The 26,690-nt window shown below is 62.0% G+C and carries 22 protein-coding genes, 1 tRNA gene and 1 other RNA gene; 19 read left to right on the plus strand and 5 right to left on the minus strand.

Annotated features, from left to right (window positions below):
- The first annotated feature begins 290 nt into the window (after positions 1-290).
- Positions 291-755: a bacterioferritin gene (gene bfr, locus ACYVL5_RS15250; protein ID WP_460596437.1), complete on the plus strand. Its 465-nt coding sequence runs from the start codon at positions 291-293 to the stop codon at positions 753-755.
- 63 nt (positions 756-818) lie between these two features.
- Here the strand turns inward: bfr and ACYVL5_RS15255 are convergent, their stop codons facing one another.
- Complete coding sequence (locus ACYVL5_RS15255) at positions 819-1,259, minus strand: PAS domain-containing protein (protein ID WP_460596438.1); 441 nt, start codon at positions 1,257-1,259, stop codon at positions 819-821.
- A 208-nt stretch (positions 1,260-1,467) separates the two neighbouring features.
- On the opposite strand from ACYVL5_RS15255, the gene ACYVL5_RS15260 reads away from it, so the two are divergent.
- The 3 genes from ACYVL5_RS15260 (at position 1,468) to ACYVL5_RS15270 (ending at position 7,176) form a co-directional block, all read left to right on the plus strand.
- The gene (locus ACYVL5_RS15260) at positions 1,468-3,570 is read left to right on the plus strand and encodes a methyl-accepting chemotaxis protein (protein WP_460596439.1); all 2,103 of its coding nucleotides are present in this window, start codon (positions 1,468-1,470) and stop codon (positions 3,568-3,570) included.
- Between the two features lie 557 nt (positions 3,571-4,127).
- Positions 4,128-5,723 (plus strand): acetyl-CoA hydrolase/transferase C-terminal domain-containing protein, encoded by a 1,596-nt coding sequence (locus ACYVL5_RS15265; RefSeq protein WP_460596440.1) that lies wholly within the window; start codon positions 4,128-4,130, stop codon positions 5,721-5,723.
- A 778-nt stretch (positions 5,724-6,501) separates the two neighbouring features.
- Positions 6,502-7,176, plus strand: a complete 675-nt coding sequence (locus ACYVL5_RS15270; protein ID WP_460596441.1) for a fibronectin type III domain-containing protein — start codon at positions 6,502-6,504, stop codon at positions 7,174-7,176.
- A 140-nt stretch (positions 7,177-7,316) separates the two neighbouring features.
- Here the strand turns inward: ACYVL5_RS15270 and xerC are convergent, their stop codons facing one another.
- Positions 7,317-8,198, minus strand: a complete 882-nt coding sequence (gene xerC, locus ACYVL5_RS15275; protein WP_460596442.1) for a tyrosine recombinase XerC — start codon at positions 8,196-8,198, stop codon at positions 7,317-7,319.
- A 169-nt stretch (positions 8,199-8,367) separates the two neighbouring features.
- Here xerC and ACYVL5_RS15280 point away from each other — a divergent pair, with 169 nt between their 5' ends.
- The 5 genes from ACYVL5_RS15280 (at position 8,368) to ACYVL5_RS15300 (ending at position 15,078) form a co-directional block, all read left to right on the plus strand.
- A complete protein-coding gene (locus tag ACYVL5_RS15280) occupies positions 8,368-9,495 on the plus strand; it encodes a DUF362 domain-containing protein (RefSeq protein WP_460596443.1) in 1,128 nt (375 codons plus the stop codon).
- A 627-nt stretch (positions 9,496-10,122) separates the two neighbouring features.
- Positions 10,123-11,583 carry a lytic transglycosylase domain-containing protein gene (locus ACYVL5_RS15285; RefSeq protein ID WP_460596444.1) on the plus strand — a complete coding sequence of 487 codons (1,461 nt, stop codon included), beginning with the start codon at positions 10,123-10,125 and terminating at the stop codon, positions 11,581-11,583.
- 57 nt (positions 11,584-11,640) lie between these two features.
- On the plus strand, positions 11,641-12,369 hold the full coding sequence (locus ACYVL5_RS15290) for a hypothetical protein (RefSeq protein WP_460596445.1): 729 nt from the start codon (positions 11,641-11,643) through the stop codon (positions 12,367-12,369).
- A 102-nt stretch (positions 12,370-12,471) separates the two neighbouring features.
- Positions 12,472-14,277 carry a GTP-binding protein TypA/BipA gene (typA, locus tag ACYVL5_RS15295; protein WP_460596446.1) on the plus strand — a complete coding sequence of 602 codons (1,806 nt, stop codon included), beginning with the start codon at positions 12,472-12,474 and terminating at the stop codon, positions 14,275-14,277.
- 33 nt (positions 14,278-14,310) lie between these two features.
- Positions 14,311-15,078, plus strand: coding sequence for an outer membrane protein assembly factor BamD (locus ACYVL5_RS15300; protein WP_460596447.1), 768 nt, complete (start codon positions 14,311-14,313; stop codon positions 15,076-15,078).
- Between the two features lie 191 nt (positions 15,079-15,269).
- Here the strand turns inward: ACYVL5_RS15300 and ACYVL5_RS15305 are convergent, their stop codons facing one another.
- Positions 15,270-16,583, minus strand: a complete 1,314-nt coding sequence (locus tag ACYVL5_RS15305) for a sensor domain-containing diguanylate cyclase (protein WP_460596448.1) — start codon at positions 16,581-16,583, stop codon at positions 15,270-15,272.
- Between the two features lie 268 nt (positions 16,584-16,851).
- Here ACYVL5_RS15305 and ACYVL5_RS15310 point away from each other — a divergent pair, with 268 nt between their 5' ends.
- Positions 16,852-17,388: a DUF4337 domain-containing protein gene (locus ACYVL5_RS15310; RefSeq protein ID WP_460596449.1), complete on the plus strand. Its 537-nt coding sequence runs from the start codon at positions 16,852-16,854 to the stop codon at positions 17,386-17,388.
- Between the two features lie 62 nt (positions 17,389-17,450).
- Here ACYVL5_RS15310 and sucD read toward each other — a convergent pair whose 3' ends face one another.
- Entirely contained in the window at positions 17,451-18,338 is an 888-nt protein-coding gene (sucD, locus tag ACYVL5_RS15315) for a succinate--CoA ligase subunit alpha (RefSeq protein ID WP_460596450.1), read from the minus strand.
- Between the two features lie 158 nt (positions 18,339-18,496).
- Positions 18,497-19,657: a succinate--CoA ligase subunit beta gene (gene sucC, locus ACYVL5_RS15320; RefSeq protein WP_460596451.1), complete on the minus strand. Its 1,161-nt coding sequence runs from the start codon at positions 19,655-19,657 to the stop codon at positions 18,497-18,499.
- 233 nt (positions 19,658-19,890) lie between these two features.
- Here sucC and ACYVL5_RS15325 point away from each other — a divergent pair, with 233 nt between their 5' ends.
- From ACYVL5_RS15325 to rsmH, 9 genes are all read left to right on the plus strand, one after another.
- Positions 19,891-21,021 (plus strand): THUMP domain-containing class I SAM-dependent RNA methyltransferase, encoded by a 1,131-nt coding sequence (locus ACYVL5_RS15325; protein WP_460596452.1) that lies wholly within the window; start codon positions 19,891-19,893, stop codon positions 21,019-21,021.
- A 229-nt stretch (positions 21,022-21,250) separates the two neighbouring features.
- Positions 21,251-21,327: transfer RNA gene (locus ACYVL5_RS15330), tRNA-Ile, on the plus strand.
- A 121-nt stretch (positions 21,328-21,448) separates the two neighbouring features.
- Positions 21,449-22,567: a Nif3-like dinuclear metal center hexameric protein gene (locus ACYVL5_RS15335; RefSeq protein WP_460596453.1), complete on the plus strand. Its 1,119-nt coding sequence runs from the start codon at positions 21,449-21,451 to the stop codon at positions 22,565-22,567.
- 42 nt (positions 22,568-22,609) lie between these two features.
- Positions 22,610-23,323 carry a zinc ribbon domain-containing protein gene (locus tag ACYVL5_RS15340; RefSeq protein ID WP_460596454.1) on the plus strand — a complete coding sequence of 238 codons (714 nt, stop codon included), beginning with the start codon at positions 22,610-22,612 and terminating at the stop codon, positions 23,321-23,323.
- 232 nt (positions 23,324-23,555) lie between these two features.
- An RNA gene (gene rnpB / locus ACYVL5_RS15345) (RNase P RNA component class A) lies at positions 23,556-23,985 on the plus strand.
- Between the two features lie 88 nt (positions 23,986-24,073).
- On the plus strand, positions 24,074-24,577 hold the full coding sequence (locus ACYVL5_RS15350; RefSeq protein ID WP_460596455.1) for a hypothetical protein: 504 nt from the start codon (positions 24,074-24,076) through the stop codon (positions 24,575-24,577).
- 34 nt (positions 24,578-24,611) lie between these two features.
- Positions 24,612-24,935: a hypothetical protein gene (locus tag ACYVL5_RS15355; RefSeq protein WP_460596456.1), complete on the plus strand. Its 324-nt coding sequence runs from the start codon at positions 24,612-24,614 to the stop codon at positions 24,933-24,935.
- A gap of 329 nt (positions 24,936-25,264) precedes the next feature.
- The gene (gene mraZ, locus ACYVL5_RS15360) at positions 25,265-25,747 is read left to right on the plus strand and encodes a division/cell wall cluster transcriptional repressor MraZ (RefSeq protein WP_460596457.1); all 483 of its coding nucleotides are present in this window, start codon (positions 25,265-25,267) and stop codon (positions 25,745-25,747) included.
- Entirely contained in the window at positions 25,748-26,689 is a 942-nt protein-coding gene (rsmH, locus tag ACYVL5_RS15365) for a 16S rRNA (cytosine(1402)-N(4))-methyltransferase (protein WP_460596458.1), read from the plus strand.
- Position 26,690: the final 1 nt, after the last annotated feature.

Genomic DNA, 26,690 nt, shown 5'->3' on the forward strand with positions numbered 1-26,690 from the left:
GGGCGGCAGGATCTTCAGTTCGCGATTTCCGTGAGGCGCCGGCGAGCTCGCTTCGCTCACCGCCTCACATCGTCACAAAACCAAAACCAAACGGCCCCTCAGAGGCGACAACTATCCTGACACAGGGGGGTGTCGTGTCTGCGTTGGGTGACCACCTTGCCAAGGAGGGCTGCAACGATATAATGAATTAAAAAAAATTTATGTTTAAGATGGGGTCGGAAGCATCGTTAAGACGTGGCAGGAGCCGTTCAAACGCGGCCGCGGGGTCATCAAATTCAAGGAGGTCATTCATGAAGGGAAACGAGAGGGTGATCGAACAGCTTAACGTGCGACTGGCCGAAGAGCTGACCGCGATCAACCAGTACATGGTGCATGCGGAGATGTGCGAGAACTGGGGCTACAAAAAGCTACAGTCCCTCATCCGCGACCGGGCCATTGTGGAGATGAAACACGCCGAAAAACTCATCAAGCGGATCCTCTTCCTGGAGGGAAGGCCGGTCGTGAGCCGGCTGGATCCCATTCACATCGGCGGCGAGGTACCGAAGATGCACCAGTTCGATCACGCCGCGGAGGAGACCGCCATCCGCGGCTACAACGAGAGCATCCGCATCGCGGTCGAGTTGGGCGACAACGGCACCCGCGACCTTTTGCAGTCCATCCTGGAGGCCGAGGAGGCCCACATCGACGACATCGAGGCGCAACTCGACCAGATCGCCCAGATGGGTGTGCAGCTTTATCTCTCGGAGCAGACCTGACGGGATGTGAAGTGATTTCCCCCTCCCCTGGAGGGAGGGGGCGATCCCCATCCTCAATCCTCTTTATCCCTGTGAGGATTTCTCCAGCTCCGCCAGCCGCGTCCTCAACTCCTTCTCCTTTTGCCACCTGGAAGTCACGTCCCTGACTACGGCGGCGGTTCCGGCGACCTTTCCCTCTTCATCGCGCACGATGGTCATCGAGAATTCGGTCGAGATCCGGCTCCCGTCCTTGCGGATGGCCGGCGCCGCCAGCAGCTGGGTCGCGTAGCGGGTGGTCCCGCTCTCCATGACCCGGAAGTATCCCTCCCAGTGTTTGGCCCGCTGGTTTTCCGGGATGAAGATGTCGAGCGACTGCCCGAGTGCCTCCTGCGCGCTGAAACCGAACATCTTCTCGGCCGCTTCGTTCCAGAGCCGGATCTTCCCCTCCCGGTCCGAATAGACGACGGCGTCGCCACAATGCTGCACCAGTTGCCGACAGAGCTCATCAAACGGTATCTCTTTCACGGTAACACCTCCTGCCGTAAAGCCTACCATCTCCCGCGCTCCTTGTTTTTGATCTGGGTCAACGGGGCATTGTTTCCTCCCCACCTGCCGTTTCCGCGATGCGGAGCGGGGTAGTGCGGCGACCAAGTTTTTGTTAACGGCGGATTAAAGTGTAAACAACATGTGCCGATATAAGAACCACAACGGTGTTTTTCTCATGGGAGGCACGATGTTCCGGAACAAATTGATGAAAAAGATCCTGCTCATCATCGGGGTCACCCTCTTCGTGGGGGTCTCGGTGCTGGGGCTTCTATCCCTCGGCCTCCAGTACCGCGCCAGCATGGATCTGCAAGAGAAGAACAGCCGGACTCTCGCTGCGGTCATCGTGAACGAGATCAGCGAGTTCATGATGAAGGCCGACTCCAAGGGTGTCCTCGAGCTCGCCAAGGTCGCCAAGGACCGATTCGGCTTCGACCTTAAGATCTACAACAAGGAAGGGAAGGACGCCAACAACCCGTCGAGCGCCGTGAGCGACGACGTGCTGAAGGCGCTCTCCACCGGAAAGACCCTGGAGACCCGCCTGGTGGAAAACGGTTCCCACACCCTGCGCGCGGTGGTTCCCCTTGTCAACGAGGAGCGCTGCAAGCAGTGTCACGACCCCGGCGAAAAGTACCGCGGCGCCGTGGTGTTGACCTCCTCCATGGAGGCGGGATACCAGAGCGCGCTCAAGATGATGGCCCTGCTGCTGGTGGCCGGTTTCTGCTTCTTCGTGGTCATGATCGGGAGCATGTACCTGTTCTTCAAGAAAACAGTGGTACGCGACATCATGGACTTCTCCAGCAAGATCGACGACCTGGTGGCGGGGGAGGGCGATCTCACCAAGGAGATCACCGTCCGCTCGGATGACGAGATCGGCCAGCTCGCCAACCAGATCAACCGGCTGATCGGCAAGCTGCGGGAGACCATCACCGTCCTTTACCAGCTGGCGGAGAACATCTCGATCTCCCTTTGCCAGGTCTCCAACCTGACCGGCAAGACGCTTGTTTCGGCGGCGGAACAGAAGGAGCGCTCCCAGACGGTGGCGGTGGCCACCGAGGAGATGGCGACCACCCTCAACGTGGTGGCCGGCAACACGCACCAGGCGGCCGGCTTCTCGGTGGAGGTCGACCAGGCCGCCAACGACGGCATGGCGGTGGTGGATGGCGTCTGCCAGGCGATCGAGCTCGTCAAGGGGAACGTCGCCAAGACTCTCGACACGGTGGGTAAGCTGGAGACCTCCTCCGGGCAGATCGGCGACATCATCAACCTCATCGAGGACATCGCCGACCAGACCAAGCTCCTGGCCCTCAATGCCGCCATCGAGGCGGCGCGGGCCGGGGAGCACGGCCGCGGCTTCGCCGTGGTCGCCGACGAGGTGAAGCTCCTTTCGGAGAAGACCGCGACCTCGACCAAGGAAATCGCCAGGATCATCACCACCATCCAGCAGGAGAGTCGCGAAGCGGTGAGCTCCATCAGCGAGGAGCGGGAGCGGGTCGAGGAGGGGGTAACGAAATCCACCCAGGCCCGGGAGTGCCTTGAAAAGATCCTCTCCCTCGCGGGAGATACGGCGCAGCTCATCAACCAGATCGCCTCCGCCACCGAGGAGCAGAGCGCAACCACCTCCGAGATCTCCGAGAAGATCCATAACGTCTCCAACTCCGCCACCACGGTGCACCATGACATGCTGGAGAGCGGCAAGGCGTTCAACGTGCTGACCGAGGTGGCCGAGAAGATCTTCTCCACGGTCGGCAAGTTCAGCGTCGGCAACCGCCACGACATCATCAAGGGGATGGCGTCCGAGATGCGCGATCGGGTGATCGCCCTCGTCGAGGAGGCGATGGCCCAGGGGAAGATCACCGAGGCCGACCTCTTCGACCGCAACTACAGGCCGATCCCCAACACCTCACCGCAGAAGTACGAGACGGCCTTCCACAGCTACTTCGACCGCTTCGTCTCCCCTGTTCAGGAGGAGATCCTGGCGCGGCAGAAGTCATTTTTGTTCGCCATCTGCGTGGACGACAACGGCTACGTTCCCTGCCACAACCTCCGCTACACCGAGCCGCTGACGGGGGACGCCGAGTACGACAAGAACCACAACCGCACGAAGAGGATCTTCAACGACAAGACCGGCCTGAAGAGCGCCCGCAACACCGAGCCTTTCCTGCTGCAGACCTACCAGCGGGATACCGGCGAGATCCTCAACGACCTCTCCACCCCCATCTACATCAGGAACCGTCACTGGGGAGCGGTCCGGATCGGTTACCAGGCGGACTACGGTCTGAAGCTCGAATAGCGGTTAGATAGGACGCTATTATTTCAAAGGGCGTTTTAGGGCCGCCCCCCGACGGGGGCGGCCTTTGTTTTACCCGCTCCCTTCCCGCCCGCCGGGGCGGGGTGCGACGGGGAGCCGGGGGGAGGTTGTTATCATTAATAATAAAACGTTCCGAGTTTACGGAAACGTAAATCATCTTGATGACTAAGGTTTGTGCCGGCACGCCCCTCGCCGGGCCGGAAACTTTTTATCAAACCCGTTTTTGTCTTGACGTTGCCGACGGATAAGATTAGATTGCATACTGTATACACCTCTCCCGTCTCCTCCTTCCGGGGTGTTGCCGTCGCCGTGTCCTGCACCGACACGAGCCGTCCTGGTCCAGCCAGTCGAACAGTAAATCTGCCGTATTTACCCTTGACTATGAGACTCCCGTTAAGTAGAATCCGGTTCTACTTTTGCCCTTAATGGTGCCTCATGTTGAGGGCGAGGCGGTAGCCAGCCGCACCCCCAAAGCCATGTCCCTATCAGTGTTTAAAGGCTCGCGTCTGTAAACACCAAAACCAAACAGGAGGAAAAAGATGTCCGAATACGGTACGCTCCAAGACCGGGTACGTTGCAAGTCGCTTATGAGCAAGGTAATGACTCCGGAACAGACCATCCAGTTCTTCAAGCCGGGCATGAACCTCGGCTGGTCCGGGTTCACCCCCGCCGGTTACCCCAAAGTGGTGCCCATCGCCTTGGCCGACCACGTCGAGAAGAACGGCCTGCAGGGCAAGTGGAAGTTCAACCTCTTCATCGGCGCTTCCGTCGGTGCCGAGACCGAAAACCGCTGGGCTTCGCTCGACATGATCGACCGTCGCTGGCCGTACCAGACCGGTAAGGACATCGCCGCCGGGATCAACGCCGGCCGCATCCGTATGGGCGACAAGCACCTCTCCCTGTTTGCCCAGGACTTGGGCTACGGCTTCTACACCAAGGACACCGAGACCGGCAAGCTCGACCTCGCCATCATCGAAGTCTCCGCCATCACCGAAGACGGCGGCCTGGTTCCGACCTCCTCCTGCGGCGTCATCCCCGAGATCCTCATGATCTGCGACAAGGTGATCGTCGAGGTGAACACCGGACAGCCCTCCTTCGAAGGGATCCACGACAACATCTCCTGCAACCATCCGCCGAACCGCCAGGTGTTCAACATCACCCGCGCCGACTCCCGGATCGGTACCACCTACATCCCGTGCGATCCGTCCAAGATCGTCGCCGTGGTAGAGTCCAAGCTGCGTGACAAGGGGCGCGCCTTCGCCGAGCAGGACGACACCTCCGAGGCGATCGCCAACAACATCATCGACTTCTTCTCCAACGAGGTGAAAGCCGGCCGTCTGCCGAAGAACCTGCTCCCGCTGCAGTCCGGCGTCGGCTCCATCGCCAACGCCGTCATCGGCGGTCTGGCCAAGGGCCCCTTCTCCAACCTCACCGTCTACACCGAGGTTCTCCAGGACACCATGCTCGACCTGTTCGACTCCGGCAAGCTGGACGCCGCTTCCTCTTGCTCGCTGTCGCTGTCCGAGAACGAGGGCTTCCCGCGGTTCTTCGCCAACATGGACAAGTACTTCGACAAGATCACCCTGCGTCCGCTCTCCATCTCCAACGCTCCCGAGCCGATCCGTCGTCTGGGTTGCATCGCGATGAACACCCCGGTCGAGATCGACATCTACGCTCACGCCAACTCCACCCTGGTCGGCGGTACCCGTATGATCAACGGCCTGGGCGGTTCCGGCGACTTCCTGCGTAACGGCTTCCTGAAGATCATGCACACCCCGTCCTCCCGTCCGTCCAAGACCGACCCGACCGGTATCTCCTGCGTGGTTCCGCACTGCTCCCACATCGACCACACCGAGCACGACCTCGACTGCGTGGTCACCGAGCAGGGTCTGGCCGACCTGCGCGGTCTGGCTCCGAAGGATCGCGCCAAGCGCATCATCGAGAAGTGCGCCCACCCGGACTACAAGGCTCAGCTCACCGAGTACCTTGAGATCGCCACCAAGGACTGCCTCGCCCGCAAAGTCGGCCACGAGCCGCAGCTGTGGGATCGTGCCTTCAAGATGCACCTCAACCTTGAGAGGAACGGCACCATGAAGCTCAAGAACTGGGATGTGAAGATCGACCTCTGCGAGTAGTCGCCAGAGGCTCCCATAGGTAACAAAGAAAGGCCCCGCCCTCCGGCGGGGCCTTTTCTCGTCTTGTGCTAGGACGGGGGCGTGGGGCGGGGCATCATCGATGGGCCAGGCCGTTCACCCGACCACGCAGGCGGTTTTCAAAAAAACCGGGGTAACCCGCCGTCGGTACCCGGTCCCTCACGTTTTGCCAAGCCCCGCAGCACGCTGTACTATTCCCCCATTTTTTGGACGGGAATCCCGATTCCCTGTGCAGAATCCCCGCGTTTTGTACGAGCCACCCCGTTCCCTGTGCAGAAACCCCGCGTTCTGTACGGGCCCCCCGTTCCCCGTACGGATACCGCGCGTTCTGCACGGAAAACCCCGTTCCCCGTACGGATACCCCGCGTTTTGTGCGGGAAACCGGTTCCCGGTACGGATACCCTGCATTTTGTGCGGGAAACCCGGTTCTCTGCACGGATACCGCGCGTTTTGTACGGGAACCCCGGTTTCCTGTACCGATTCCCCCTGTTCTTTTCGGGGACCCTACCATTTTTTTCTAAACCTCACGATCTTAATAAGAGTCCCCGTACTACCTACACATTAGGCTTCTGGCAAAATCTTCACAGTGATACTGAATAGCTGGTCGCAGTATGAACCAACGAGCCGGTGGGTACATTAAAATGAGGGCCGTACGCCGATGAAATAGCAGCGGTTGGTGCAAAGTTTGGTCTCTTTTAAATTCCGGTTTTCGCGATATGCTGGCTTGGTCTGCCAGAAAGCGGGTAAAGGAGGTGGACCTATGGCTAAAAAGCCAATAAAGTCGTCCAAGGAGTTGCAGGTTTTCAGGCATCCGAATTTGAAATCGGTTCCCGAACGGCTGAACCTGCTGATGGGGGTGAACGCCAAGCTCGAGAGCCACCCATCGTATCAGGACGATTCCTCGATCGAGCCGAGTCGGGAGCATTTGAAGGCCTGCGAGCTGGAGCTTTTCACCGCCCATCTCGCGGTTCAGGCCGGGAACCTCACGATGATCCCTCTGCGTAATGTGGCGGTGGAGAAGGTGGACGAGGCCCTGTACGACTTCGTACACTTCGTGGAGAAGAAAGGGAGAAAGGACACCAGTGCCCTCTACAACGTCGGTCTGGATTCCCTGTTCATCATCCCGAACAAGAAGTCTGCGGTGGTCGCGCCGGGGAGTTCTCCTACCCTCTTCGAGGTAGTCAACGGCAGCCATCTCGGGCAGATGCTCGGCTCGGTGGGGACCATGCCGGGGGTGCGGAATTGGGAGGTCTGGATAAACGACCGTGACCCAAACGACGAATCGGCCTGGCGTTTTTACAGGACGTACTTCAAGACGACTGGCATGTTGATTGCCGGCCTGGAGTCCGGCAGGATCTACTACTTCAGGATCAGAGGGCTCAACTCGGCAGGAACGAGCCCCTGGTCGGCCGTGGTGGCCATGAGAGCACTCTAGATCCACGGGCAGACATCGAGGCCTCCATTCCTACCCGCAATGGAGGCCTTTTTTTGTGTGCGAGCAGGGGGGGGCGTCCTTAAAGGTGAGGCTGCGCGGGATGAGGGTGCTTGCGGAGGCTCACCGGAAAGCGCCGTTTGTCAGTCCGGCGTTCCGCGAGCCTTGGGATGGGCCTTGTCGTAGACTTCCATGAGGCGGTCGATGCTGACGTGGGTGTACTTCTGGGTGGTGGAGAGGGAGGCGTGGCCGAGGAGTTCCTGGATGCCACGGAGGTCGGCACCGCCTTCGAGCATGTGGGTGGCGAAGGTGTGCCGGAGGGTGTGGGGGGAGGCTTTGCGCATGGTGGGGATCAGCAGCATGTGGGCGTCCACGATGCGGGCCACGCTACGCCGGGTAAGGCGGCCTCCCCGGGCGTTCAGGATCAGCGGCTCGGACGGCTTCGGGTTTCCCCGCTCTTCGAGGTAGCCGGCTAAGACCCGGAGGGCGACCGTTCCGACCGGCACGATCCGCTCCTTCCCCCCTTTCCCCATCACCCGGGCCAGTCCCTCATGGAGATCGAGATCTCCCACGTTCATGGAGGTGAGCTCGCTTACGCGCACTCCGCATGAGTAGAGGATCTCGAGTACGGCCCGGTCACGCAGGGGAAGTCCGGAGGCGCCGGCGGGCGCTTCCACGAGCGCGGTGACCTGGTCGATGTTCAGGTGGAAGGGGAGCCGCTTTTCCTTTTTGGGGGTAGCGACCAGTTCGGCGGGGTTCTTGTCCACCTTTCCTTCCCGCACGAGATAGCGAAAGAGGGCGCGTATGGCGGAGAGCTTCCTTCCGAGGGAGCTTTTTTTGTGGGTTTTGTGGAGAGAGGCCAGGTAGCGCCGGACGGCGAGGTGATCGACCTTGCCGGGGCTGGCCGCCTCGCCGAGGAAGCTTGCGAAATAGGCGAGGTCGCTCCGGTAGGCTGCCACGGTGTGAGCCGAGACGTTACGTTCGCTTTCGAGGTACTTGCAGAATTGCTCGATGGCGCTGTTCATGGTATCAACCTCTATAGCAAAATTTAGGGCGGCGTGCCATGGGAATCACCTTCCCCCCATCCTCACCCTGTCCCATGAAGGGAAAGGGACAAATGCCGGCTGCACAAAAATCCCCCGTCCCCCCTGCGCAAAGGCGGGGACCTCAGGGCGAGACCGTAACGAGGTAACGATGTATCGAGTAAGTTTGCAGAGGGTGCCGTCGTATGACCGCAACGAGGTCAGGGAGGGCCTGGTGCGGCTTTTGGAGCCGCTCGGGGGGATGGGACGGTTTGTCAACGCCGGGGAGCGGGTCCTCATCAAGCCGAACATGCTCGCGGCCAAGCCCCCGGAGGCGGCGGTCACCACCCACCCGGAACTGCTGCGGGCGGTGATCGAACTGGTGAAAGGGGAGGGGGGCATACCCCTGGTGGGGGATTCCCCCGGCATCGGGAGCCCGCAACGGGTGGCCGAGAAGGCCGGTTTGCTGATGGTCATCGAGGAGACCGGGGCGACCTTCGCTCCCTTCCTCGACTCGCAGTCGGTCAAAGGGGAGGGGACCTTCAAGGAGTTCGAGCTGGCCCGTCCCTACCTGGAGGCGGACAAGCTCATCAACCTCCCCAAGCTGAAGACCCACGAGATGATGACCATGACCTGCGCGGTGAAAAACCTCTTCGGCGCGGTGGTCGGCACCCAGAAGGCGGCCTGGCACCTGAAGGCGGGGGCGGACAAGGAGCTGTTCGCCCGCATGCTCCTCGAGGTCTACCGGCTGCGGATCCCGGAGCTCAACATCGTCGATGCCATCACCGCGATGGAGGGGAACGGGCCGGGGAGCGGCGACCCGAGGGAGGTCGGCTACCTGTTGGCCAGTGACAACGCGGTGGCGGTGGATGTCATAGCGGCGGAGCTCGCCTCCATCCCGAGGAACCTTCTCTATGTCGAAAGTGCCGCCCGTTCCCTTGCGCTTCCGGGCGCCAACCGTGAGGAGATCGAGTGCGTAGGGGGGAGCCCCCGGGAGGCCGGCATCGCCCCCTTCAAGCTCCCGCACCTCTCAGACGTGCAGTTCGGGCTCCCGAAGTTTCTCAAGAGTCGGCTCCGCAACCAGCTTACCTCCCGCCCGGAGGCCGTCGACGACGTCTGCCGGCTCTGCGAGGTCTGCGTGAGGGCCTGCCCTCCCAAGGCCATCACTGTACAGGGCGGACGTCTTCGCTTCGATTACCACCGCTGCATCCGCTGTATGTGTTGCCGGGAGCTTTGTCCCCACGCGGCACTGAAGCTGAAGGACGGTCTGCTGCTATCGGTAATCAAAAAGCTGAGTTAGCATTTTAATGATAGGGGTGACGTTGACAATACGGGGGGTGAGTATTATTATCAGAACATCCTCCGGGAAGCACACAGCGAGGGATGTAAATCTACCACAGGGAATAAGGAGATCAGTAATGAGCTTTACTGCCTGGTACGCGATTCGTCCCGTAACCCACTGCAAAGAGGGTTGCCCTAGTTAGCCCGTCGCCACCGGCGGCGGGCGTTCCAGAGCCCCCCTGACATCAGGGGGCTTCCTAAAAATTGAAAAGGCCTCCCGTTTTCCAAAGCGGGGGGCCTTTTTCTTTGCCTTGATTACCTCGCCCTTCCCTTTGTTGCATGTCCCCGGGAATAACCCCATCCTCACCCTGACCCTCCCCTTGTGTAAGGGGAGGGTCAGGTAGGTAGCCCGCATCCTGGAAGGGAGGGGACGATAAGGGGCCCGCATCCTTGAAGGGACGTGGCGGGACGGATCTGCGACCCGTATCCTGGAAGGGGAAGGGGCGATGGGGGGGTGGCCTCTCTAAACGGCGCGCTAGAAGCCTCCCTTAGAACGCGATAACGCCCTCTTTCATTGACAAAAGCGCCGGATTCCGTTATCCTGCACTGCCTTCACGTCTCCCGTGCGAGGTCCACAAGGAGTCCAATGACCAAATCGATACTGTTCATACTGGCACTGCTTGCCCCGGCGACCGTCTTCGGTTTCCAGCTTCCGGGAGGATCGAGCGACCACGATTATCGGCACGCCACCTCGGGGGCTGACCGGGTGCTGCTCGCGTCGACCTCTCCCGAGGCGGGGCTCTCCCAGGCGCTGGGAGTCCAGAGCAACGACGTCGAGGAGATCGACGCCGGCGCCGAGCAGGAACTGGCGTTCGAACTGAAACTTCCCGAAGAAGAGCTCCCCGAGTCCGACATCCCCCTCACCTTCAACAGCAAGGTCGACTACTTCATCCGCTACTTCCAGAATGCCGGTCACTCCTCCTTCGCCAGGTGGCTCTCCCGGAGCGAGCGCTACATCCCGATGATGCGGAGCGTTTTGAAAAAGGAGGGGATGCCCGAGGACCTCGTCTACCTGGCGATGATCGAAAGCGGTTTCTCGCCGCGTGCCTTTTCGGTGGCGAGCGCGGTCGGTCCCTGGCAGTTCATGTCGGGTACCGGCAAGCACTACGCGCTGAGGATCGATCCCTGGATCGACGAGCGCCGCGACCCCCTCAAATCCACCGTGGCCGCCGCCCTCTACCTGAAGGAGCTCTACGGGCTCTTCAACAAGGACTGGTACCTCGCCGCCGCCGGCTACAACGCGGGCGAGAACAAGATCCTGCGCGCCATCAACATGTACAACAGCCGCGACTTCTGGGAACTCTCCAAGGGGGGCTACCTAAAGCGCGAGACCAAGGATTACGTTCCCAAGCTGATCGCCGCCGCCATCATCGCCAAGGAGCCGGCCAAGTACGGCTTCGCGGACGTGGCCTACCTCCCGGCCATCGAGTTCGACGTGGTGAAGATCCCCGGCCGGACTGATCTCGAGGTGGTGGCCAAGGCCTGCGGGGTGAGCACCCAGACCATCCGGGAGCTCAACCCGGAGCTGAGGCGTCTTTCCACCCCGCCCGATTATCCCGGCTACGAGCTGAAGATCCCCAAGGGGACCACGGCGCTCTTCGAGGCGGTCTACGCCAAGATCCCGGAGTCCGAGCGCTACACCGAGCGGGTCCGCCACGTCCAGTACCGCGCCAAGAAGAAGGACACCCTGGTCTCCATCGCCCGGCGCTTCAACACCACCCCGCAGACCATCGCGGAGCTGAACAACCTCGGGAAGAGGACCAGGCAGCTCAAAGGGAAGACCCTCATCATCCCGGTCCAGGTGGCCGCAGGGGAGGAGCCGAAGCCCGCCCAGCAGCCGGTGGTGGCCGAGGCGGAACTCAAGGCGGAAAAACCTTCCCACAAATATTACACAGTCAAAAAGGGTGATACTCTTTTCTCGCTGGCAAAACGCTTCAATGTCACTGCCAAGATTCTCTCCGCCTGGAATAACCTGAAGTCGAGGGTTGCTCTCAAGCCGGGCCGCCGCATCATCGTCTGGAAAGAGCCGGGCAAAGACTCGGGGTGATCCGACTGCTTTCCTCGGGACCCAGTACCTAATCCAATCGATCAAAAGGATACATCGATGTATAACTTCATAATCTCGGGCGTTGCCGCAGTGGTCGCCTTCTTTATCGTCTGCCTCGCCTCCAGCTTCAGCTATTGGTGGGCCGCCCTCCTCGTCGCCCTGGTCGTCTTTGCCGGCACCTTCCTCCTCATCGCCCGCACCGTGACCAAGAAGCTCGAAGCCATCATGGAGCCCGCCATGAAGGACATCCAGGCCCAGCGTTTCGAGAAGGGGATCCGCGACCTCAAGGAGGGGCTCAAGTACGCCAAGTGGCAGATCTACACGGAGAGCCAGATCAACTCCGCCATCGGCATGGTCTACTTCGTCAAGCGCGAGTTCTCCACCGCCTTCCCTTACCTGGAGAAAGGGTTCTTCAAGAACTGGGTCACCATGGGGATGCTCGGCGTCACCTACATGAAGCGCAACAAGCACGACAAGATGAAGGAGACCTTCGACAAGGCGATCATGGCCTCCCCGAAGGAGTCGCTCCTCTACAGCCTGTACGCCTACTGCCTGAACGAGATCGGCGACAACGTGAAGGCCTGCGAGATCATGGCCAAGGCCCAGTCCAAGCTTCCCGGCGACGAGAACATCAAGCAGAACCTGGAGCTTTTGAGGGAAGGGAAGAAGATGAAGATGAAGGCCTACGGCGAGATGTGGCTCCAGTTCCACCTCGAGCCGATCGGCGTTCTCCAGAAGCAGGCGATGGCCCAGATGGGGAAAAGGCCCCGCATCATCAGAAAATAGCTTGTAAAGTCCCGCCGAACATGCAATATTGAGTCGCTTTAGACGAGCGTTATGCTCGTCTTTTTATTTTGACAGAGCCGAAACGCAAGGAGCCGTACGTAAATGCAGGAAAAGATCAGAAATATCGCCATTATCGCCCACGTCGACCACGGCAAGACCACCCTGGTGGACGCTATGCTTAAACAGTCCGGAGTGTTCCGCGAGAACGAGGCCATCACCGAGCGCGTGATGGATTCCAACGATCTCGAGAAGGAGCGCGGCATCACCATCCTCGCCAAGAACCTGAGCATCCACCACGGCGGCTTCAAGATCAACATCGTCGACACCCCGGGCCACGCCGACTTCGGCGGCGAAGTGGAGCGCGTCCTGAAGATGGTCGATTCCGTCCTCCTCTTGGTGGACGCCCTCGACGGCCCGATGCCGCAGACCCGCTTCGTCCTCAAGAAGTCGCTCGACCTGGGGCTGCGCCCGATCGTGGTCATCAACAAGATCGACCGTCCCGGCGCCCGCCCGAGCGAGGTGGTCGACATGGTGTTCGACCTCTTCTGCGAGCTGCAGGCCTCCGACGCCCAGCTGGACTTCGCCATCTGCTACACGAGCGCCAAGATGGGATACGCCATGCGTGAGCTCGACGAGCCCTCCGACAACATGGAGCCGCTCTTCCAGCTCATCAAGGACAACGTCCATCCCCCCGAGGGGGACGTGGCCGCTCCCTTCCAGCTCTTGGTCACCAACATCGACTACAACGATTACATCGGCCGCATCGCCACCGGCAAGATCTTCAACGGCAAGGTGAGCGCCGGCGAGACCGTGGCACTGATCCGCCGCGACGGAAGCATCACCAAGGGGCGCGTCACCAAGCTCCTTGGCTACGACGGACTCAAGCAGGTGGAGATCCCCGAGGCCTTCACCGGCGACATCGTGACCATCGCCGGCTTCACCGACGTCGGCATCGGCGAGACCCTGTCCGCCGCCGACAACCCGATCGCGCTTCCCTACGTGGCGATCGACGAGCCTACTCTCTCCATGAACTTCATCGTCAACTCCTCCCCCTTCGCCGGGCGCGAGGGGAAGATGGTCACCTCCCGGAACATCAGGGAGCGCCTCGACCGCGAGCTCCGCACCAACGTGTCGCTCAGGGTCGAGGATACCGGCAACCCCGACACCTTCCAGGTCTCCGGCCGCGGTGAGCTGCACCTCTCCATCCTGATCGAGAACATGCGCCGCGAAGGGTTCGAGATGGCCGTCTCCAAGCCCGAGGTCATCATGCGGGAAGTGGACGGCAAGAAGTACGAACCGATGGAGTACCTGGTGGTGGATGTCCCCTCTGAGTACCAGGGGGTCATCATCGAGCGGATGGGGCCGAGGAAGGGTGAGATGGTCTCCATGACCCCGATGGGTGAGACCATCCGTCTCGAGTTCATCGTGCCGGCCCGCGGACTCATCGGCATCAGGGGCGAGTTCCTCACCGAGAGCCGCGGCACCGCGGTGATCACCCACACCTTCCACGAGTACGCGCCCTTCAAGGGTGAGATCCCGGGGAGGAAGAACGGGGTGCTGGTCGCCATGGAGCAGGGTGAGACCACCGCCTACTCGCTGGACGCGCTTCAGCCGCGCGGCGTCCTCTTCCTGGGCCCGGGCGTCGAGGTCTACGGCGGGATGATCATCGGCCAGCACGCGAAGGACAACGACCTCGAGGTGAACCCCTGCAAGGGGAAAAAGCTCACCAACGTCCGCGCCTCCGGCTCCGACGATGCCATCAAGCTCACTCCGCCGCGCCTTTTGACCCTCGAGCAGGCGCTCGAGTTCATCGACGACGACGAGCTGGTCGAGGTCACCCCGCAGTCGATCCGCCTGCGGAAAAAAGAGCTCGACCCGATCCTGCGCAAGCGTGCCTCGCGCAGCTAGCTTAGGCTGAACCAACTTCGATAGGAGTCCAGCATGTCCTTGCGAATCGTGAGCTACCTGGCACTTTTCTCCCTGGTAACCGTTCTCGCCTCCTGTTCATCGGCCCCCAAGCCGGTGAAAAGTGCCGACCAGTACTACCAGGAGGCGGAGGCTGCCTACGCCAGGCGCAACTACGAAGAGGCCGTTACCGCCTACAAGAAGGTCAAGGAAGCCTACAGTTCGCCGGAGCTTACCGCCAAGGCGGAGCTGAAGATTGCCGACGCCCATTACGCCAACGAGTCTTACATCGAGGCGGCCGCCGCCTACGAGGATTTCCGCAAGCTCCACCCGACCAACCCGAAGGCTCCCTACGCCCTCTACCGGGCGGCGCTGAGCCACTACCACCAGATCACCGGGATCGACACCGACCAGACGCCGGTCAAGAACGCGGTGATCACCCTCGAGAGTTTCCTTAGGCAGTACCCGGACTCCGAGTATGCTCCCGAGGTGCGGGAGAAGCTCGCGGACTGCCGGAACAAGCAGCTCGAGTACGAGACCTACGTCGGCAATTTCTATCTCCGCACCGGCAAGAACGCCGCGGGGATAAAACGTCTCTCCGACGCGGTGCAGCACTTCCCGAAGTCTCTCAAGCTGGACCGGACTCTGTACCTTCTGGGGAAGGGGTACCTCGATGAGGGAAATCGCGAGAAGGCCGACCTGGTCTTCTCTCAGCTGGCCACCCAGTTCCCGAACAGCGAGTACCACAAGGAAGCGGTGAAGACCGCGGCCAAGTTCGCCAGCTACACCTCGCACGGGAAGTAGGCGGTTTGCCCTCGCCCCTTAAGCCGAAGGCTATTCCCCCTGTACCCTCGCCCCTTCAGGGGAGAGGGATACGGAGTTCTCCCCTCTTCCGTAAAGGGCGAGGTTATGCGGAGATCCTGCTCCACTCAAAGTGAGAGGGGGAGGGCAGGTCGAATTGATAGCTGGATGAATTAAACGAAGGGATGGACTAATCAGGACTGGCTGGTAGGGCCGGTGTTGAGTTCGAGTTGATCGTGAGGGCGCGGAACGGCATTTTTGCCTCGGCGCCCTTTCTTTTGGCGGTACATCCGCTGATCGGCTATGCGCCAGGCGGTGGAGAGCTCGTTGCCGCTGTGGGCGGTGGCGGCACCGATGGAGAGGCTCAAGGGGAGCCCGCCGTGTTCTGCGTTGCTTAAGGCGAGATGCTGCTGGAGCCTTTCCATCGCCTCCTTCAGCGCCGTTTCGTCGGTGTTGGGGAGCAGGGCGGCAAACTCGTCCCCCCCGATCCTGGCCGCCACGTCCTCCTTCCGGAAGGCCCCCTTGAAGACCTCGGCCGTCTGCTTGAGAAGCTCATCCCCCGCCGCGTGCCCCAGTTGGTCGTTGGTTTCCTTCAGGCGGTCCACGTCGGCCATCACGATGCTGACCGGGAACTTCCTCCCTTTCTTGAGCCGGTCGAGCTCCTCGTCGAAATAGGCGCGGTTGTAGATGCCGGTCAGCATGTCGTGGGTGCTCAGGTAGCGAAGTCTCGTCTCAGAGCGCTTGCGCTCCGAGATGTCCAGCAGCGCCCCGACCATTCCCCCCACCGAACTGTCCGAGGTGTTGAAGACGGCACTGTAGAAGATGACGTCGCGGTTTTCGCCGCTTGCGCAGGTGATGGTTCCTTCGAAAGACTTGGGCCCCTGGCCGGGCACCATTTCCTGCTCGCCGCGCGAGTAGTGCTTGGCGAGGTCGGGGGGGAGGATCTCGTAGACGGACTTGTTGATGATCTCCCCGCGCTTCACGCCGAGCTGCTCCTCGAAGGCGCGGTTGCACCCCAGGTAATGGCCGTTGGGATCGTTGTAGAAGATGGGGGTGGGGAGGGTGTCGATCAGGACCTGGATGAACTCCAGCTTGTCGCGGAGTTCCTTGTCGGCGCGGCGGTGCTCTTCGCGGCGGGCGGCCTCGGCGAGCTCCTTTTTCACCACGGGGACCAGGCGGACCAGGCGGTCCTTGAGGACGAAGTCGTCGGCGCCGGCACGGATGGCGTCGGCCACCGCCTCCTCGCCGACCTTGCCGGAGACCATGATGAACGGCTGGTCGCCTCCCCGGTCGCGAACCATGCGGAGTGCCTCCATGCCGCTGAAGCCAGGGAGGGAGAAGTCGCAGACGACGAGGTCCCAGGAGCTGAGGAGGGCCCGGGAAAGCTCGTCGGCGGAGGCGACCGTTTCTTGTTTGACCCGGTATCCGCCTTGTTCGAGCTCCCTCACCACCAGCCGGGCATCATTCGGGTCGTCCTCGACGATCAGCACCCTGAGCTGCGTTTCCATTGCCACTTTCTCCCTGTCCGCGTGCTTCTCTCCGGCCGTGGTCAATGGGCGGTCCCCCACGCGCCTTCGTTCCTGAGCGCGTTCCTCACTAGGGTGCCCTTCCGGCTCCGGGAGGAGTGCATGGATAACGAGATGGTAAGGTATAACATTATCACGGACGGACATTGATGCAATTTCCCCTAGTTCGTTTGTACTCTGAGCCGGGCAATGTCTTTTCCAGTGACGGGAGTTTGTGTATAATTCACCACACTTTCACGAGGAGGTATATATGGCGGAAGAAAAGAAAGAACGGTGGCTGAACTGGATGGCACTGACCACTATCATCCTTGCTGTCTGTGCCACCTTGGCGACATTCAAAGGAGGAGGTTTCTCGACCCGCTCCGTGTTGAGTCAGACCCAGGCCTCCGACCAGTGGGCCTTCTACCAGTCCAAGAGCATCAAGGGGTACCTCTATGAGATGCAGAGGGACCAGATGGAGATGCAGTTGAAGATGCAGGGGGGGAAGGTCCCTCCGGCGCTGGCCCAGCAGTATCAAGCCAAGATCGACGGCTACGCGGCCAAGATAGCCAAGTACGAGGGGGAAAAGGCCAAGATCCTGGCGGATGCCAAGAAGCTCGAGGGCATCAGGGACGATGCGTCGAAGCACAGCAAGGTCTTCGGCGTGGCCGTCATCTTCCTGCAGATCGCCATCCTGCTCTCGTCGATCGCCGCGCTCATCAAGAAGAAGTACGTCTGGGTGATCGGTATCACCATCGGCGCCTACGGCATCGTCCAGTTCTTGAACGGCTTCTTCCTGTTCATGTGACCCGCTAAACGGGGGGCGGCTCCGTCAGGCGCCCCCCCCGGTTACTCGCGGCGGTCCCCCTCTCACGGGTTCGGCGCGCCCCCCTTCATGAGCTCGAGCATGGTGCTTCCCATCCTGGTCGGGCTCGGAGAGACCGCCACGCCGCACTCGGTGAGGGTCCGTATCTTGTCTTCGGCCTTCCCCTTGCCGCCGGTTATGATGGCGCCGGCGTGTCCCATCCTCTTGCCGGGAGGCGCGGTGACGCCGGCGATGAAGGCTCCCACCGGCTTCTTCATGTGCTTCTTGATCCAGTACGCCGCCTCCTCCTCTGCGCCCCCGCCGATCTCCCCGATCATGAAGACCCCGTCGGTGTTGGGGTCCTCGTTGAAGCGCTTGAGGACGTCGATGAAGTTCATGCCGATGATCGGGTCCCCCCCGATCCCCACGCAGGTTGACTGTCCGAGACCCACGTCCGAGAGCTGCTTGACCGCCTCGTAGGTGAGGGTGCCCGAGCGGGAGACCACCCCGATCCTCCCGGGCTTGTGGATGTAACCCGGCATGATGCCGACCTTGCACTGTCCCGGGGTGATCACCCCCGGGCAGTTGGGGCCGACCAGGAGCGTCTTGCTCTTCTCCTGGACCTGGCGGGCGAGCACCATGTCCCGGACCGGGATCCCCTCGGTGATGCAGACCGCGAGCTGGAGCCCGGCGTCGCAGGCCTCCAGGATGGCGTCGGCCGCCCCCGGGGGAGGGACGAAGATCATGGAGACGTCGGCCTTGGTGTAGCGGACCGCCTCCTCCACCGTGTTGAAGACCGGGATCCCCTCGATGTGGATCCCCCCCTTGCCGGGGGTGACCCCCGCCACGATGTTGGTGCCGTAGTCGCGGCACTGCTGGGTATGGAAAAGGCCGCTTCTTCCGGTGATCCCCTGGACCACCACCCGCGACTCGCTGTTGAGCAGTATGGACATTAAACCCTCCTTGGCGGTAACCCCCCATCCTCACCCTGTCCCTCCCCTTGAAGGGGAGGGGACCGCTCTCACGCTGTTCTACACGGGGCGGTCAGTTGTCTCCCGGGCCAGGCTTTCGATCTATCTACGCTGACCATCGCCTGACGCGTGGCCGGCGGTCAGCTCCCCAGCATGGCCACGATCTTGGAGGCCCCGTCGCCGAGGTTGTCGGCGGTCTGCACGTTCAACCCAGATTCGGCCAAAAGCCTCTTCCCCTCCTCGACCTGGCTTCCGTCCATGCGGACCACGATGGGGAGCGTGCAGTTCATCTCGGCGGCCGCCTCGATGATCCCCTGGGCGATGACGTCGCAGCGCATGATCCCCCCGAAGATGTTGACGAAGACCCCCTTGGCGTCGTCGTCTTCCAGGATGATCTTGAAGGCCTCGGCAACCTTCTCGCGGGTGGCTCCGCCGCCGACGTCGAGGAAGTTGGCCGGCTCGCCGCCGAACTCCTTGAGGACGTCGAGGGTCGCCATGGCAAGCCCGGCGCCGTTCACCATGCAGCCGATCGACCCCTGCAGCTTGATGTAGGAGAGGTCGTACTTGCCGGCGTTGATCTCCAGGGTGTCGAGCTGCGAGTAGTCCATCATGTCCGGGTACTCGTGGTGGCGGAAGATGGCGTTGTCGTCGAAGCTCACCTTGGCGTCCATGGCGAGGAGCCAGCCGGCCCGGGTCACCACCAGGGGGTTGATCTCCACCAGGAAGCAGTCCTTCTCCAGGCAGAGACGGTACAGATTCAGCATGAGCTGGACGCAGTCCTCGCAGATGCTCCCGGTCAGCCCGAGCTTCAGGGCCAGTTTCCTCGCCTGGTAGGGGCGCAGACCCGTGGTCGGGTCGATGGTGAACATGTTGATCTTCTCGGGGCTGCGGCGGGCGACCTCTTCGATCTCGACCCCACCCTCCGCGCTGGCGATCAGGCAGTAGCGGGAGGTGGCCCGGTCCAGCGTGATGGAGAGATAGAACTCGCGGGCGATGTCGACCGCCTCCTCCACCAGGATCCTCCGGACCTTGAGCCCCTCCGGGCCGGTCTGCGGGGTGACCAGCCGCTTCCCGAAGAGCTCCTTGCCGAGCTCCTGGGCCTGTTCGGGGTGGTGCACCACCTTGACGCCCCCCGCCTTGCCGCGGCCACCCGCATAGATCTGCGCCTTAACCACGCAATGGCCGCCGAGCTCCTTGGCCGCCCGTTCCACCTGGTCGGAGGTGAGCGCCACCCGGCCGCGCGGGACGGGGATGGAATACGACTGGAGGATCTCCTTGGCCTGGTACTCATGAATATTCATGTCGGCTCCCCTTCACCTGGGTTTACACCACTGCAATGTTTATCATGAACGGGATGGTTATCAAGTGACGGGAGGGGAAATTTTCGCGTCACTGCTGGGCTTTCGGGGGGGAGAAGCGGCGGGTTCCCGATGGGCGAGGGGGCTTTTAGCGTTGCGCGTCCCGGTCGGGGGAGTGTATAGTCCTCATGAGCAAGGCAAGAACCCTTTGCTAATCAGCTTCCCTGGATTTTTCTATGACCACCGACCATTTTTTCGCCACCACCGCCAAGGGGGTGGAAGAGGTACTGGCCGCCGAACTGACCCGGCTTTCGATCGAGGATGTTTCCGTCGAAAGCGGGGGGGTGCGCTTTGGCGGAGGGATGCCGGCCGCCTACAAGGCGAACCTCTGGCTGCGGACCGCGAGCCGGGTGCTGATGCCGCTCGCCGAGTTCCCGTGCGAGACTCCCGAGCAGCTCTACCAGGGGGTGCGGAGCGTCTCCTGGCCCCGTTACCTCACCACCGAGATGACGCTGGCGGTCGATTGCACCCTGAGGGACTGCGCCATGACCCATTCCGGGTTCGTGGCCCTGAAGACCAAGGACGCCATCGTCGACACCATGCGGGACCGCTTCGGGAGCCGCCCGAGCGTGGACACGCGCGATCCCGATCTGCGGGTCAACGTGCGGCTCTTCAGAAATCGCTGCTATCTCAGCCTCGACTGCTCGGGGGCGCCCTTGGACCGGCGGGGCTACCGGCTGGACAAGCACGAGGCGCCGCTCAAGGAGAACCTGGCCGCAGCTCTGGTGGAGATGACCGGCTGGGACGGGAGCGTTCCCTTCGTCGACCCCATGTGCGGGACCGGGACCATCGCCATCGAGGCGGCCATGAAGGCGCTTCGCATCCCTCCGGGGCTTTTGCGGACCACCTTCGGATTCCAGCGCTGGCCCGGCTACGACCGTTCGCTCTGGACGGCTCTCGCCAAGGAGGCGAGGCAGGGGATCCTCTCCGGCCTGCTGGCGCCGGTGGTGGCTTCGGACATCTCGCACTCGGCCATCGCCATGGCGCACGAGAACGCCGGGCGGGCGGGGGTGGGGAAGGCGATCACCATCGGGCGGGGTGCGGTGGGTGAGTTGATCCCCCCTCCGGGGCCGGGGGTGATCGTGATGAACCCCCCCTACGGAAAGAGGCTCGGCGAGGAGGAGGCGCTAAGGCCCCTCTACAAGGAGATCGGCGACGTCCTGAAGCAGCGCTGCAAGGGGTACACGGCCTATGTATTCACCGGTAACCTGGAGCTCGCCAAGGGGGTGGGGTTGAAGGCGGCGCGGAGGATCGTGCTCTTCAACGGGCCGATCGAGTGCCGGCTGTTGAAGTACGAGATGTATTGACCCCAGCCTCCCCTTGAAGGGGAGGGAACGTCCGTAATTGGCGCGATGCGAGCTGGCACTGTTAAATGTGTCAAGGCTTGGGGGGCGGAGATTAGTTTCACGGAGGGGGACAGGCACCTAGCGGAGCCAGTCCCCTTTTCCTCTCTGTACGTGGCTGCTCGGGGTGGAAACATTAAAATAGAACCTTGACACTGCTTATCTTTTAACCTATAGTTAAATTTCGCTTTTCGGGCCTATAGCTCAGTTGGTTAGAGCTACCGGCTCATAACCGGTCGGTCCCAGGTTCGAGTCCTGGTGGGCCCACCACCCTCAACAATTAGGATGATGTGGGGATGCCCTTAAAGCACCTGGTCAGACGAAAGAATAAACTCAAAGTGGAGAGAGAGAGTGCACACCAAGCGGTTGCACTCTTTTTCTTTTGTGCGCGATGATTACTCCTAGAATATCGGATCTGCTCGGAATAACTAGTAAAATCGCTCCCGCGGAGTATGCGGAGTCCTGGGATAACGTGGGGCTGCAGCTCGGGGACCCGGTCCGGCAGGTCTCCCGGCTCATGGTGGCGCTGGACCCCGGCCCCCCCGCAGTCGAGGCCGCGATAGAGGCCGGCTGCCAGCTGCTGATCACCCACCACCCCTTCATCTTCACCCCCCTCAAGAAGATCTCCACCGCCGACGAGGTCGGGCGGCTGACCATAGCGGCCATCAAGAACGATCTGGCCATCATCTCCCTGCACACCAATTACGATATCGCCTCGGGCGGCGTGAACGACCTCCTGGCCGGCCGTCTCGGCCTCTCCGAGGTGGCCCCGCTCAAGATCACCGGTTCCCAGGAGCTGGTGAAGATGGCCGTCTTCGTTCCCCACGGTTACGAGGAGAAGGTCCTCGAGGGGCTCTCCCGTTTCATGGCCCCCATTGGCAACTACCGCGACTGCTCCTTCCAGGGAGACGGCGTCGGCCGCTTCCGGGCGCTGGAAGGCGCCAACCCCTTCGTGGGGGAGATCGGCGCGCTGCACCGGGAGAAGGAGAGCCGGCTCGAGTTCCTGCTCCCCAGGGAAGTGACCGGGGCGGCCATGACTGCGCTCAGGAAGGTGCACCCGTACGAGGAGCCCGCTTTCGATCTCTACCCGGTGCTCGCGCGCGGCCCGGCGCGGGGGATCGGGAGGATCGGCCTGCTCGCCGAGCCGGTGACCGCCGGGCTCTTCGCCTGCCGGGTCAAGGAGGCGCTCGGGGCGGCCGGGGTGCGGCTGGTGGGGGGAAGCGAGCGTCCGGTTAAGAAGGTCGCCCTTTGCGGCGGCAGCGGGGCGTTCCTCGTCCACGAAGCGGCCCGCAAGGGGGCCGACGTCCTGGTGACGGGCGATCTGAAGTACCACGAGGCGCGCGAGGCCGAGGCGCTCGGCATCGCGGTGCTCGACGCCGGGCATTTCGCCACCGAACATCCCATGGTGGAAGGGTTGGCCGCCACCTTGCGGGAGGTCCTGGCGGCAAGGAAGTATGAGACGGAAGTGATCGAGTACAAGCACGAGCGGGAGCCTTTCAGTTTCTGGTAAACCCGTCGGGCATCAACCATAGAGGTGTTGGGGAGGCAGATTTTGCGTAACAAGCTGAAGTCGTTATACGAATTGCAGGAGATCGATCTGAGGATCGACGGTCTGGACAGCGAAAAAGGGCAGCTCCTTGCCGAGGCGCAGGCCCTGGAAGCCAAGCTCGCCGAGGCGCGGGAGCGAATCGCGGCCCGCCGCGAGGAGTCCGAGACGGTGGCAGCCGAGAAGGCGGCGCTCGACGCGAGCCTCGCTGCCGAGAACGAGAACATCACCCGGTCGGAGTCCCACCAGAAGGAGATCAAGACCCAGAAGGAGTACCAGGCGGTCTCCAAGGAGATCTCCGGCGCCAAGAAGATGATCGCCGAGCTCGAGGACCAGATCCTTCAGAAGATCAACGCCCTGGAAGAGATCGCTGCCGACATCGCGAAAAGGGAGTCCGATCTCCAGGAGCTCGAGGCCAACGTGGCTACCCAGCAGGCCGAGCTGCAGGCCAAGGTAACCGCGCTGGAGACCGGCATCGCCGCCGACGCGGTTACCCGTGAGGAGACCGTCAAGATCCTCCCGGCCTCGGTGATGAAGCGCTATTCGAGGCTTCGCGACCAGCGCCGCGGCGTGGCCGTGGTCGAGGCGAGGGAAGGGAATTGCATGGGGTGCAACATGCACCTTCCGCCGCAGCTCTACAACACCCTTTTCCGCGCCGACGACGTGATCACCTGCCCGCACTGCCAGCGGATCCTGATCATGAAGCAGGAGCTGGATTAACAAACAAGTTCTATGTTCTATGTTCTATGTTCTAGGTTCTAGGTTCTAGGTTCTAGGTTCTAGGTTCTAGGTTCTAGGTTCTAGGTTCTAGGTTGGAACTCTGAGGACTCGGCGCACTCGTGGTGCATCATCCGGGCGCAGGGCGGGGCATAGACATAGGGCGGACTCGTTGAGTCCGGTGAGCCGTTAACGTAGAACGTAGAACGTGCTTCACGCAGTTATCGTTTTGGCCGAAGCAGACCAGATGGCCGCCGTCCCCCGTAGCTGCCTCGCCTCGCGAGGCGTCCAGCGAAGGGGGAGGGAGGAAAGTCCGGGCTCCATAGGGCAGGGTGCTGGATAACGTCCAGCGGGGGCAACCCCAGGGATAGTGCCACAGAGAGAAGTCCGCCCACCGAAGCTGCCTCGCTATGCGAGGCGTTAAGCGAAGGTGGGTAAGGGTGAAAGGGTGAGGTAAGAGCTCACCGGGTCCGGCGGTGACGCCGGATGCCAGGTAAACCCCACCAGGAGCAAGACCAAATAGGGAAGCGTTAAGGGCGGCCCGTCCGTGCTTCCGGGTTGGTTGCTTGAGGGCGTCGGTAACGGCGCTCCTAGATGAATGACCATCGCCCGCGCCGGGGTAACCTGCCGCGGGAACAGAACCCGGCTTACGGGCTGCTTCGGCCAATTTTTGCAGTAAAACGGCAACAAGACGCCATCAAGGCTTCGCGGCCTGGATGGCTTTTTTGCGCAGATACACAGGAGGCTGGCTCCATGAGCCTTCAGAAAGAATGGCAGGACGGACTCCGCAAGGTGGCGGCTGTCTGGGTGATGCTTCCGATCCAGGACCGGGAGCGGGTAGGAAACCTGTGCCAGGAGATGATCGAGTGCAAGGAGGCGCTGCAGGATATCGCCTCCCGGGCCAACGCCGAGCGGCACTGCGCCGCCTGCGACGGTGCCTGCTGCGTGACCGGCAGGCTCCATTTCACCAAGGTCGATCTCCTGGTGTACCTGGTGACCGCCAAGCCGATCTTCACACCGCGCTTCGACAGTCCCCGTTGTCCCTACCTCACCACCGCCGGCTGTCTCATGCCCCCGGGGTACCGCCCCTTCAACTGCATCACCTTCAACTGCGAAGTGATCGAGGACCAGCTCCCCGAGGAGTCGGTTTCGGAATTCTACCGCCTCGAGCAGCAGTTGAAGGGGGTCTACGCGGAACTGCGTGCGCTCTTCCCGCCCGCCTCGATGGACGGTCCCCTCCTGAACGGGGAGCCCTGACGGGCAACGACAACTCGAGAGGAAATCCAACTTCATGGCAACCATCAACGACCTCGTGCTCGCGCACATCGACAATAAGCCCGCCTTCTACGCCAGAATCGAGGACATCTCGCCCGACGTCAAGCCGGGGTGGTGGAAGGTCAAACTGCTGGTCCTCACCGTGCCGCTCCAGGTCTATACCTGGATCCTCGACGAAAGCCAGGTGAACGGCGCCCCCTTCACCATGGGGAATACCCCGATCATGCTGGAATTAGTGGTTCCGCCCGAGCCCCCCTCTCCGGTGGCCCCGGTGGAGAAAGGCGGGGACGCCCCCAAGAAGGGTGGCAAGGTGGTCTCCCTCTTCGACCGTAAAAAGTAGCCTCGCTAACCCGAAGTTCCCTCTGCAGGACCCGTCCCTTCCCCCCCCGGGGAAGGGGCTCGCCCAAAGACACACCCCCTCGTTACCTCCCCGTGCGGCAGTTTCGAACTCCCCTGCCCACCTGTTTTCGGGCCGCGCCCCCGTTCCCGTTGCCCCTTTTTACCACCTCGTCCCCCCTCGGCGGCTCTCTCATTTAAACCCTTGGAAAATCTTCGGAAAAGATCACTTTTTCGTGACAATTTTGCCTTGACATCACTCTATCCCTCCCGTATGATTCAGCCGACGGTGGTATAAAGTGGTATAAAGTGGCAACGGGTGCCGGGGAAATCATGTTCAGAGGGAAGTTCGACACGACCATCGACGCCAAGGGGCGCACCAGCATTCCCGCGAAGTTTCGCGAGGTTCTGGTGGATACCTTCGGCGACGAGCGTTTCTTCCTCACCAAGTCGAGTCCGGTTCGGCTTGGCAACGGGGAGGTCTGCTACGGTCTGGCCATCTACCCCTACCATGAATTCCTGGCCATCGAGGAGAAGTTGAAAGACGGCACCTCGCTCGGTTTAAGCGTGGCTGAACTGGCCGCCGTCCGGAGGATGATCCTGGTCCCCGCCGTCGAGTGCACCGCCGACAAGCTCGGCAGGCTCCTGGTCCCCTCGGATCTCCGGAAGACCGCCCAGCTCGAGCGCGACATCCACTTCGTCGGGATGCAGACCAAGATCGACATCTACAGCCAGGCCGTCTGGACCAAGGTCTGCGAGCAGGACGAGCAGAACTTCCCGACCGACTCCGCGGCGCTCGCCGGGCTGGGGCTCTAGATGGTGGACTTCCACCACATCTCGGTCATGCCCGACGAGGTACTCCGGGCGCTCTCCCCCCGCTCCGGCGGGATCTACGTGGACGGGACGCTGGGGGGCGCCGGGCACGCCGGGCTGATCCTGACCGCCAGCTCCCCCGACGGGGTGCTTTTGGGGTTCGACCGGGACGCCGAGGCGATCGCGGCGGCCACCGAGAGGCTCGCCCCCTTCGGCGGGCGGGTCCGGATCTTCCAGAGGAACTTCGCCGACATCGCCGAGACCCTGGCGGGAATCGGGGTGGAGGCCATCGACGGCTTCGTGCTGGACCTCGGGGTATCCTCGCACCAGCTGGACCGCGAGGAGCGGGGATTCAGCTTCATGCAGGACGCGCCGCTCGACATGCGGATGAACAGGGAGGAAGGCCCCACCGCCGCCGACCTGGTCAACGAGCTCTCCGAGGGGGAGCTCACCCGCATCATCTCGGACTACGGGGAGGAGCGCTGGGCCAAGAGGATCGCCTCCTTCATCGTCAAGGCCAGAGGCGAGCGCCCGATCGAGACCACCTTCGAGCTGGTGGACATCGTCAAGGGGGCGATCCCGAAGGCCAAGTGGGAGGAGCGGCTCCACCCGGCGACCAGGACCTTCCAGGGGCTGCGGATCGCGGTCAACGAGGAACTGAAGAGCCTCGAGGAAGGGCTGGCGGCCCTCTTGAAGCTCCTGAGGAAAGGGGGGCGGGGCGCGGTGATCTCCTTCCACTCGCTGGAGGACAGGATCGTCAAGGAGTCCTTCCGGGCCGCCGCCACCGGCTGCACCTGCCCCAAAGAGCTTCCCATCTGCGTCTGCGGAAAGGTCCCGCAGTGCAAGGTGGTGACCGGCAAGCCGGTTAAAGCGAGTGAAAAGGAAGTTGCGGGCAACCCGAGGTCGCGCAGCGCGAAACTGAGAGTAATCGAGAAGATCATCTAGA

The sequence above is a fragment of the Geomonas sp. Red276 genome, from assembly GCF_054784495.1.